Below are 2592 nucleotides of genomic sequence, written 5' to 3'. Positions count from 1 at the left end.
GCGCAAGGTCAGCGCGATGCCGGCATTGACCGCCGTGCGCACTCCGGCAAGGCTGGCGCTGCCGGCGGCGATGCGGTAGCGGCGGCCCGCCGCGTCGAGGGCGGCGAGCGCCGCTTCGCGAAAGCCGCACTGCGGGTCGAGCAGCGCCAGCGGCAAGACGTCTTCGCGCGCGGCGAGCCCCTTCTGCGAGCAGAGCCAGAGCATCGGCTCGCCGATCACGGCAACCTCGTCGGGGCCCGGTGACTGGCGCATGGTGATCGCCAGATCGAGATCGCCGGCCTGCAGCGCCTGTCCGAGCTCGATGGAGCGGCCGACGCGCAATTCGATCCGGACGCGCGGATGGCTGACGGCGAAGGCGCGCAGCAGTTCCGGCAGGCCGCGATCAGCGAAATCCTGCGTCGTGCCGACGGCGAGGCGGCCGTCGGCACGCGCGCCCTTCAGCGCCAGCAAGGCCTCGGTGTGGACGGCGAGGATGCGCCTGGCATGGCCGACCAGATCCTCGCCGGCCGGCGTCAAGCCGCGCCCCCTGCCCTGGGGAGCAAGCAGCGGTTCGCCGACGATCTCCTCCAACCGCTGCATCTGCGCCGTCACCGCCGGAGGCGAGCGGCCGACGGTGGAAGCCGCCTTCGCCAGCGAACCGCCATCGACGAAAGCAAGGAAGGTTTTGAGAAGGTCTGGGTCGAGCGTTTGCATAGTTCGATGATATCGAATCTTTTCTTCAAAACAATTCGATTTTTTTGATTCGAGGCTCGTGACATGGTTTCTTCCAAGGGCGAGGAAGCGCCGCTCACAACGAGGAGAAAGAAAATGCCGATCATCAATGTCAGCGTCACCGGCAAGCCCGACGCCGCACTCTCTGCCGCCATCGCCAGGGAGGTGACCGAGCTCACCGCGACGCATCTGCGCAAGGATCCGACCATCACCGCGGTCGCGATCAGCTATTTCGATCCCCAGCACTGGTTCGCCGGCGGCAAGTCGCTCGCAGAGCACGGCACCAACACCTTCTGGCTCGATATCAAAGTGGTGGACGGCACCAACACCAAGCTGGAGCTCGAGGCCTATCTCAAGGCGATCTTCGCCGCCTTCGGCCGCCTGCTGGGTGGCGTCCACGAAGAAAGCTATGCCTTCGTGCATGAAGTGCCGGCAGCCGCCTATGGCTATGGCGGCAAGACGCAGGAGTTCCGCTTCATCAGCGGGAGGTTGAACGCGGCGTAAAGTGCGCTCCCCCTTCTCCCCCTTGTGGGGAGCAGGTGGACCGGCGCGTAGCGCCGAGACGGATGTGGGTGTTGGAAGAAACTCGACCTCGAAAACTCCAATGCTTTTAGGCACCTACATCTTCAAAACAGTGATCCGTCCAACACCCCTCATCCGACCGAGCTTCGCTCGGCCACCTTCTCCCACAAGGAGAGAAGGCTAGAGGGCACTCAGTCCACATTGACGTCGCCCCCACTTCCGCTACCCTCTGGCGCCGAAGCGGCCACTCAAGAGCCGCGACGTGGAGGACGTTGGGAGAGCGCGGCAATGATCCTGACCCTGGCGCTGCTTGCAGGCCTCGTCGCGGCCTGGCTTTTGATCGGCGTGCTGGAATCGGTGCGCCTCGGCCTGCGTTTCACGCAGGCGTTGCTCTATGTGCCGTTCAAGCTCGCCTACCGCATCGCCGACGAGCGCATCCGCATCGCCCGCAATGCCAAGGCACCGGTCATCTACGTGATTTCGCACCAGTCGCGCATCGAGCCGGCGCTGATGCTGTCGCTGCTGCCGGACGACACGCTGCACATCCTCGACGACGCCTCGGCGCGCTCGCCCTGGCTGGAGCCATGGCGCGAGCTTGGCCGCACCATCGCCTTCAACGCCGAGCATGTCTTCGTCAGCCGGCGGCTGGTACGGGTCTTGAAAGGCAAGGGCAAGCTTGCCGTCTACCTGCCCGATGCGGTCGAGCCTGATATCAAATCGTTCCGCCTGTTCCGCGCCATTACCCGCATCGCCATGCAGGCCGACGCCAGCATCGTGCCGATCTTCGTCGCCCGCGCCCGCGACCTGCCGGCATCGCTGACCCCGGCCGACAGGGCGCCGCGCCACTGGTTTCCGCGCCTTTCGGTGAGCGTGCTGGAGCCGATGACGATTGCCGAGCTGGCGGCGCGCAATCCCGACCAGGCCTCCAACACCAACGCGCTGTTCGACCGCTTCGCGGAAGCCAGGCTGTTCGGCACCAATCTCGACCGCGGCCTGTTCCTCGCCATTCGCGACGCGGCAACCAGGGTCGGCGCCTCGCATCCGATCATCGAGGACGTCATCTCGGGCGCGCTGAGCTACCGCAAGATGTTCATCGGCGCGCGCGTCCTGGGGCGCCGCTTCGAAGCGGTGACGGCGCCGGGCGAGGCGGTCGGCCTGCTGCTGCCCAACGCCAATGGCGTGGTGCTGTCCTTCGTCGGCCTGATCTCGGCCGGCCGGGTTGCGGCGATGATCAACTACACGGCGGGACCGGCGAGCGTCACCGCCGCCGTGCGTACCGCCGTCATCAGAACGGTCGTGTCGTCCCGCGCCTTCATCGAGAAGGCTGGGCTCGCCGACATCGTCGAGGCGGTCGAGGCA

At 66.2% G+C, this 2592-nt stretch carries 2 protein-coding genes and 1 pseudogene; 2 read left to right on the top strand and 1 reads right to left on the bottom strand.

Going from position 1 to position 2592, the window contains the following annotated elements; all coding sequences use genetic code 11:
• Nucleotides 1–693, bottom strand: a 693-nt coding sequence (locus EN780_RS31865) for a LysR substrate-binding domain-containing protein (RefSeq protein WP_128276258.1), incomplete at its 3' end; no start/stop codon positions are given.
• A gap of 114 nt (nt 694–807) precedes the next feature.
• Between EN780_RS31865 and EN780_RS31860 the strand changes: the two genes are divergently transcribed.
• Together EN780_RS31860 and EN780_RS31855 are read left to right on the top strand one after the other, a co-directional pair.
• Nucleotides 808–1215, top strand: a complete 408-nt coding sequence (locus tag EN780_RS31860) for a 4-oxalocrotonate tautomerase family protein (RefSeq protein WP_127310845.1) — start codon at nt 808–810, stop codon at nt 1213–1215.
• A 306-nt stretch (nt 1216–1521) separates the two neighbouring features.
• Nucleotides 1522–2592, top strand: a pseudogene (locus tag EN780_RS31855) (2-acyl-glycerophospho-ethanolamine acyltransferase); the annotation flags it as partial.

This window comes from Mesorhizobium sp. M4B.F.Ca.ET.089.01.1.1, assembly GCF_004022605.1.
GTDB classification, from domain to species: domain Bacteria; phylum Pseudomonadota; class Alphaproteobacteria; order Rhizobiales; family Rhizobiaceae; genus Mesorhizobium; species Mesorhizobium abyssinicae.
This window is presented reverse-complemented; position numbering and strand designations above follow the sequence as displayed.